This is a genomic window from Sphingopyxis sp. (assembly GCF_016463645.1).
Taxonomy (GTDB): Bacteria; Pseudomonadota; Alphaproteobacteria; order Sphingomonadales; family Sphingomonadaceae; genus Sphingopyxis.
Window position 1 is genome coordinate 1 of the sequence record NZ_JAEMQX010000159.1, and the last position, 7,416, is coordinate 7,416.

5 protein-coding genes are annotated in these 7,416 nt (G+C 61.6%); 1 reads left to right on the plus strand and 4 read right to left on the minus strand.

The window, feature by feature from the left end; all coding sequences use genetic code 11:
- Window positions 1–316 precede the first annotated feature (316 nt).
- Window positions 317–547 carry a hypothetical protein gene (locus JHC57_RS19940; protein ID WP_294032340.1) on the minus strand — a complete coding sequence of 77 codons (231 nt, stop codon included), beginning with the start codon at window positions 545–547 and terminating at the stop codon, window positions 317–319.
- A gap of 49 nt (window positions 548–596) precedes the next feature.
- Window positions 597–2,609, minus strand: coding sequence for a M3 family metallopeptidase (locus JHC57_RS19945; protein ID WP_294032341.1), 2,013 nt, complete (start codon window positions 2,607–2,609; stop codon window positions 597–599).
- A gap of 345 nt (window positions 2,610–2,954) precedes the next feature.
- On the opposite strand from JHC57_RS19945, the gene JHC57_RS19950 reads away from it, so the two are divergent.
- Window positions 2,955–3,707: a hypothetical protein gene (locus tag JHC57_RS19950; protein ID WP_294032342.1), complete on the plus strand. Its 753-nt coding sequence runs from the start codon at window positions 2,955–2,957 to the stop codon at window positions 3,705–3,707.
- A 181-nt stretch (window positions 3,708–3,888) separates the two neighbouring features.
- On the opposite strand, the gene JHC57_RS19955 is transcribed toward JHC57_RS19950, so the two are convergent.
- Together JHC57_RS19955 and JHC57_RS19960 are read right to left on the minus strand one after the other, a co-directional pair.
- Complete coding sequence (locus tag JHC57_RS19955) at window positions 3,889–5,064, minus strand: alkaline phosphatase (RefSeq protein WP_294032343.1); 1,176 nt, start codon at window positions 5,062–5,064, stop codon at window positions 3,889–3,891.
- Window positions 5,065–5,078: 14 nt separating this feature from the next.
- Window positions 5,079–7,367 (minus strand): TonB-dependent receptor, encoded by a 2,289-nt coding sequence (locus tag JHC57_RS19960; RefSeq protein WP_294032344.1) that lies wholly within the window; start codon window positions 7,365–7,367, stop codon window positions 5,079–5,081.
- Window positions 7,368–7,416 lie beyond the last annotated feature (49 nt).

Genomic DNA, 7,416 nt, shown 5'->3' on the forward strand with positions numbered 1-7,416 from the left:
CTGGGTAGCTCAGTTGGTAGAGCATGCGACTGAAAATCGCAGTGTCGGCGGTTCGATCCCGTCCCCAGGCACCACTCTCCTTTCCCTTGTGTGGTCCTGCGTGCTCGGGATGAGCGAGTGGCAGGTCTGGGAGTGTTTCTGCCCTCCACGGATGTGCGTGACCTCGTTCGGTGCCTCGGCGAGCCAAGGTCATGCGCCTCACAATGTCTTCCGCATGCTTGCTGGAACATCGACTCGACGCGCTGCGGGTGCTGCACAAGAAAATGGGTGCTCGCCACCGTTCCCGCACGGCGTGGCGGGCCTTCGCGAGCCGTTATCACCTGTTCAGCGACACCCCTCGCGCTATTGCACCAACAACCAAGGCTTCCGCAGGACGATCTCCAGAGCCCAAAGCGACAGCGGTGGAAACGGCTGCGCCGCGGTTAGCAGGCAGATTGTGGTCGCCGGCCGCGAGTGCTGGACCAATGTGCGTGAAGGCATTGACGGTCAGCACGCTGAATAGCTCGATGTCATGGCCGGTCATCGCCCTCTGTTCATAATGCTGCACGTCCCTGTCGCTCCAAGGGGTGGAGCGGAGAGATGGCGGGATAACCTTGCTACCTGCCCAGTTCCAGCTCCGCTCGATAGGCGTCGACCGTCCAGTCGCGGCCAAGGAAGTTTTTCGCGAGCAGGTTCATCGACGCCGACCCGCCGGGCGCAAGGACGAGGTCGCGATAGCGCCCTGCGGTGGCCGGATCGCGCAGGCCATGCTTGCGGAACTCGCTCAACAGGTCGCTCGCCAGCGCCTTGGACCATTGATAGGTGTAATAGGAAGCGCCGTAACCGGTGAGATGGCCGAACGCCGCGTAGCTGTGCGTTCCTTCGGGGTTCGGCGCCAGCGCGTAGCGATTGTAGGCCGTGTCATAAACGTCGGCCAGATTGCGGTCTGCGGGAACGCCGGAATAAAAGGCGAGCGATGCGCCGGCATAGCCGAGCTGCTGCATCGTCCCGAACGCCTCGCCGAAACGGCGGCTGACGTTCATCTTCTCGACCAGTGCGGCGGGGATCGGTTCGCCCTCCGCGTTGGTTGCGAAGCGCTTGAGCGTGTCATAATCCCACACCCATTCCTCCAGCAGCTGCGACGGCGCTTCGACGACGTCATTTTCCAGTTCCATCGGATTTTGCGCCGCAAAGTCCTGCCGGCCGGCGAAGATCCAGTGCAGCAGATGTCCGAATTCGTGGAGGAAGGTGACGACGTCGCTATGCTCCATCAGGCCCTTCGGGAAGTTCGTCTCGAGCACCGCCACCGGCAGCACGCGGTCGTTGATGCCAAATCGTAGCGGCGCCATCTGGGCATGGGTGAACTTGCCCTCGCGCGGATGCATGTCGAGGTAGAAGCGGCCGATGACGGTCCCGTCCTGCACCATTTCGAAGGCCTCCACGTCGGGGTGCCAGACCTCGGTCGCCCAAGGCCGGATTTCGACGCCGAACAGGTCGCGGGTGAGATCGAGGATACCGGCCTGCACCTTGTCGAAGACAAAATATTGGCGGACCTGTTCGGGATCGACCTCATAATCCTCCTTGCGGATGAGACGCGTAGCGTAACCGCTGCTCCACGATCCCAGCGAAGCGAGCGTGGGATCGTCCTTGCGCAGCCGAGCCAGCATGCGCGCCGCCTCGGCCTCGCCGATGGGCCGGGCGACACCGTCGATCTCGTCGAGGAAGGATTGCACCCGGGCCGGCGTTCCCGCCATGCGATTGGCGAAGTCATAGGCCGCGTAGTCGGGGTAGCCGAGCAGGCCTGCGAATTGGGTCCGGTCGTCGATGATCCGCCGCAGGACGGCGTTATTGGCGGGATAAGCACGGTTCGCGAACGCCGTCATCACGCGTTTTCGTACATCGGCGCTGTCGGCATAGCGCGACAGCGGCATGACGTCGGGATAGATCATGCCGATCTGCACCAGCCCGTCGGTGCCGACCGGATGCGCCGCCAACCAGTCCTGCGGCATGCCCTCGAGCTCGGCGGGGCTGACGCTGACCGAGCGGGTGTCGGCCGAAATATTGCCCTCGAACTCGATGGACGCGGCCGTGACGCGATTCTGGAGCTCGCCGATGCGCATCCGGGTCGCTTCGTCTTTGTCGACACCAAGGCGACGGTAAGAGTCGAGCTGGCGGTTCACCATGTGGCGGAGGGTCGGCGGAATCGGTGCTTTCTCGACCGCCTGCAGACGTTCATAGATGGGCCGTGACGCACCGAGATCGACCAGCGCCGCGCTGGCGCGCTGGACGCATTCCTCGGCTGCCTTGCGGATCTCCGCGTCGGGACTGGTGTCCTTGATGACGTACGGCTCGGTATAGGCGGTAGTGAACGCGAGATTGTAAAGATCGTCGTAGCCGGCGAGCAGTGTCAACGGTTCGGTCGAGTGCGGCATCGCTTCGACACGCGCGCGCAGGTGCGCCAGCGCGTCGAGGCGGCTGTCGCATTGCGCTGCGACCTCCGCGGCGTTCTTCGGCGCTACGCGGAGGTTCCCGATGACGCCGTCCGATACCGGCGCATAACCGGCGCCGAGGGCCGGTCCTGCCGTTCCGGCAAGCAGCAACGACAACCCGAACGAACGCAGCATCGACATGATGATCTCCCCTTGCAATGAACTGGCACGGACCGCTTCGTCGAACGTCGCGCGCACCAGTTCCCCCAATCGGCTCGCTAGCCAATGCCTGCAGAATTGGCACTGGAACTTTTTGCGTATATTTTCCGATGTCTGGCTTTTAGGTGATTTTCCCAACCGGAGCGACCGGCTGGAGGATATGAGTTGCAAAAACATAAGGCTGCGAGCGAAGCTGGCTTCGGAAAAGTATATGATCCCCATTTCGGGGTCGACTACTGGTCTGCGGATGCGATCCTTTCGCATCCGGATTTTCCGCGAGCACGTGCCACCTATTTCGACAGGGTGCTGGCTCTTTACGGCGATGATGTGTTCCTCAACAAATTGCTCATGGAGGCCGTGCGCATCGTCGCTTTCGCCGTCGCCATCTGCATGGAGGCCGGTTATCGGGAGGATGACCGGGAAACATGGCCGACGATCGGCAATCTCAAAAAAGCGCTCGCGCTGTTCGGCCTCGCAAGCCCGAGGCGGATCGAGCATATCGTCAGCAGGCTGTTGCAGACAGGCTATCTCGAAAGCCGCGTGTCCCCGCTGGACCGGCGAGTACGCCTGTTGATCCCGACGGCCAGGATGATCGAGCATGACCGGGATTGGCTGACCGCTCACTACGCTCCGCTGGCCGCGCTGTTCGGCGAGGCGGATTATGTTCTCCCGCTTGGCGGCAACAGGCAATTTCAGCGGGCCCAGCGGCAGGCCGCGACCGGAATATTCACCCAATCGGCGATGGTGCTGCTGCGCAACCCCGACGTCCTGCTCTTCCTGGCGCGCGATGCCGGCGTGCTCGTCTTGGTCGAACTTGCCAAGGCGGTAGCGGGACGCGCGACGCCGGTCGTGGATCTGTCGCTGGCACAGCTCGGGCGCCGCTTCGCAATCTCGCGCGCGCATATTCGCCAGCTCCTTCTCGAAGCCGAAGCACGCGAGCTTGTCGAAATTGATCAGGCGCGGCGACGGATTACCTTGAAGCCCCGCCTCCTCGAAAGCCTGGATCGCTTCGTTGCCGAAGGGATGTCCAATCATGATCTGACGGGCGCTGTGGCCCGGCGGCAATGCGGTTTAGCGTAAGTCGCGCGCTGGACGGCCGAAAGGGGTGTCGGCTTTGAACGAAATTTCCTTGAAGGCTGCCGGTTAGCTAGCGGCCATTTGAGGCGACCATTGGCGCAGCACATGCGAAAAGGGCCCCGCCTGAAGGCGAGGCCCTTTTTTGTGTTCAGGCAAGCTCCGACCGCTGATGGGCGGAGCGGGATTATCTTGCAGCTGTGACGTCGGCTGCCCAGCCCCACGCCTTCATCATCACGTCGAACAGATAGGTGTTCGGAAAATAGCCGCGGACGCGTTCGGCACCTGCGCCGGTCGCGAGGGCCGCGACCTCTTCGCCGGTGTGGGTGTCGTTCACCAGCACATTCTTCAGACGGACGATGTCCCCCTGCTTCGGACCCGCTTTCCAGGCTTCATAACCTTCGAGAAGCGGCTCGCCGCGTCGGCCGCCGTCGACCTGCAGTCCGAAGCTGTGATCGGCGGTAAAGACAAGCAGGGTGTCCTTGAGGTCGACCCGGCGCTCCACTTCGGCGATCAGCTTGTCGAAATCGACGACATTCTGCAGCCCTTCGCGCGGATCGTCGGTGTGGGCGTCCCATTCGACCACGAGAAAATAGCCCTTCGGCGAACGCTGCAGGATATCGAGTGCCTTCAGCGTTGCAACGTGGACGTCCATCCGGTCGCCGACAACGACCGGGCGAAGGTTCGCAGCCGGCACCTGATCGAGCGTCGAATAGATCGGCCTGTTGTGCGTCTGACCGAGTTTGTCGAAGCTCGTACCCGCAGCGACGAGCTGCTCGCCGATCTTGGAGCGGCCGGCACCGAACATCACGTCGACCCCGTCGCCGAAGCGCGGCGTGAAGGCCTGGGGAAAGATCGTTCCCCACGTCTTGCGATCGTTCGAATGGGCGTAGGCTGCGGCTGGCGTCGCGTCGGCGATCGATTGCGTGGTGATCACGCCTGTGAGCAGGCCGCGCTCCTCGGCATACTCGAGAAGCGTCTTGGTCGGCGTGCCGTCCTGCCGGCCACGTGCGGCGTCGGGGCCCTGGCTGATCACGCCGTTGCGCGTCTTTACGCCTGTCATGATCGACGACATGCCGTTGGCCGAATCCGAGACGAACTGGTCGACCGGCGAGGTTTCGCTGAGGCCGAGGTGCGGCCATTGCTGGACGCGCAGCTTTTGCGGCTCGCCATATCCCAAGAGGCTGGCGGCATTGATAACCGGCACGCCGCCGGCATCGGCCAGAAATACGATGATATTCTTCGCTTTGGCGGGCGTTTGCGCGCCCGCCGCCGTCTCGGTCGGGGCCGTCTGAGCTGCGGCGGGAAGGACGGCGGCGGTAGCGAGCAGCAGTAAAAGGGACAGCGGGATTTTCTTGTTCATCGTTATTTCCTCGATCAGAATTTATATTCGAAGCCGAAGCGGAATTTCCGCCCGGTCAGGCTCGCATCCTCGACGAACTGGCGATATCCCGAGTAGGATACCTGGGGTTCGTTGGTCAAATTGGTGACCGATGCATAGGCCTTGAGGTTTTTCGTGAAGCTATACGCAGCACGCACGTCGATGCGCTTCTCGGCAGCATAGAACTCGTCGCTTTCTATGCTGTCGCCGAGGCCTTCCACATAATCGTCGCGGTAGATGTAATCGCCGCGGATCTCGAAGCCCTTCCAGGCCCATTCGAGCGAGGCATTGAACAGAAACTTGGAGAAGCCGGGAACGGGCAGTTTGCGGTCGTCGTCGCGATTGGGATAGGTCGCCTCGCTGTCCGAGAAGGTCGCGCTGACGCTCGCGCTCAGCCCGCGCAGCGCCCCGGGCAGGAAGGTGAAGCGCTGCCGCGCGATGAGCTCGATGCCGTAATTCTTGGCGGTCGATCCATTGAGCGGCACCTCATATTCGAAGTCGCCCTCGGGATCGAAGATCGGGATGCCGCCTGCATCGACGTCATTGAAATTATAGACCTGCGTATAGGAGAAATTCTTCACATTCTTGTAAAAGACCGCGACGCTGTAGAGGCCGCCGCTGTCGGTATAATATTCTATCTGCGCGTCGAAATTGTCCGAGAGAGCGGGTTTGAGGTTCGGGTTCCCGTCGGCGATATCGCCGTCCTCGTTCACGAAGCGCCCGGCGGTCAGCTCGCTGAGGCGCGGCCGGCCGTAGCTGCGGTTGTAGCTTTCACGCATGATGAGATTGGGCGCGAGTTCGTGGCGGAAATGGATGCTGGGCAGCCAATAGCCGTAGGAGTCGCCTTGCTTCACCTCCTCGAAGCTCGGGTTGCCGTCGAGGTAGCTGACCTGATAGTTGGTGTTCTTCCAGTTCACATGTTCATAGCGCACGCCGCCGATGACGCTGTGACCGCCGAGGCGCCATGTGCCCATGACATATCCCGCTGCGGTCTCTTCGGACGCATCATAATCCTCGAAATAGCTGTCTTCGAGCGAATCCTCTTCCTCGAAGCTGAACAGGTCGGGGTTGCTCCTTAGCAGGGCTACGCCCTTTGCCGGGTTGACGTCGAAATATTTGGTTCCGCCGAGAATGACCGCATTGTTCGGCGTCACAACCTGCGCATAGGGGAATGCGTCATCCATCGAATAGACGTCGGATACCTGGTCGAAGCGCGGCGTGCTGCGGTAATATTTGGCGCCGGTCTTCACCGTGAAGGCACTGCGGCCGAAGTCGAATTTGCGCTCGAAGTCGGCACGCGCACTGAACACATCCTCGGTACGCACCGAATTGTTGAGGATCAACTCGCCTTCGGTGACGAGCGAAAGGTCGGTTGGATCGCGGCCGCTGAGTTCGTTGATGATGACCTGACCGCGCGACGGGTTGACGAGGTGATATTCGAACTGGAGCCACGGATCGTCGGGCTCCATCAGGAAGTTCAGTTCATTGTCGTTTGTCGTCGTCTGCTTGTTGCGCGAATAGAAGAAATCATAGGTGAGCAGGCTGTTCGGGCTTTCGTGACGGCCGCCAAGGTTGATCGAGTAAAGGTCGGCCTTGCGATCGTCCTCGGTACCGATCCAGCCGCGCGAGGCCCGCGAACCATCGTCGCCGGGAGAGCCGCGGCCATAGTCGGGCGTCAGTTCCTCATAAGTCTTGCGGCCGCCGACGGCATCCTGGAACCGTGTATCGATGTCGATGTCGGTTTCATATTTCACGCCGCGGCGTTTGGCGTTGCTATAAAACATGCGCGCATAGAAGGAATTGAACGGGTCGGTCCGGAAGTCGAGATTGAGGTTCGCTGTCAGCGTCTTGGTGACGCGCGTGTCATATTCCCAGTGCGATGCCTCCATGAACCAGACGGGGTCCGAAATCTGGCCGAGGTTCAGTGCCGGATTGTTCGCGGGGGTGACCTGAACCCAATCCATGTCGCGGTTCAGCGAATAGCGGTCGGTCTGGTAACTGCTGATCGTCCCGCTGATGCCGAAGTTCCGGTCGCCACCGCCGATGCTGAGGAGGTCGGAATATTGCGCCGTCACGGCATGGCCGAACTTCTCGGGAAGATCGCTGTAGATGCCGCCGACGTCGACGCTGATTTCGCGTCCGCTGCGCTGGAAGGCGCTGCGCGTGACGACGTTGACGATACCGCCGATCGCGTCGCCGTCGCGATCAGGCGTCGGCGCCTTGATCACCTCGATCGTCGTGATTCCGTCGCCCGAGAATTGCGTCAGCCCGATGCCGCGTGTCAAACGGCGTTCAAAAGGGACCCCCGATCGGCGTCGAAGAGGGACCCCCTTT

What these genes read in the sequence shown, in the direction of transcription:
- JHC57_RS19955 (WP_294032343.1), bottom strand. Translation starts at nt 5,064, where the DNA reads ATGAACAAGAAAATCCCGCTGTCCCTTTTACTGCTGCTCGCTACCGCC.
- JHC57_RS19945 (WP_294032341.1), bottom strand. Translation starts at nt 2,609, where the DNA reads ATGTCGATGCTGCGTTCGTTCGGGTTGTCGTTGCTGCTTGCCGGAACG.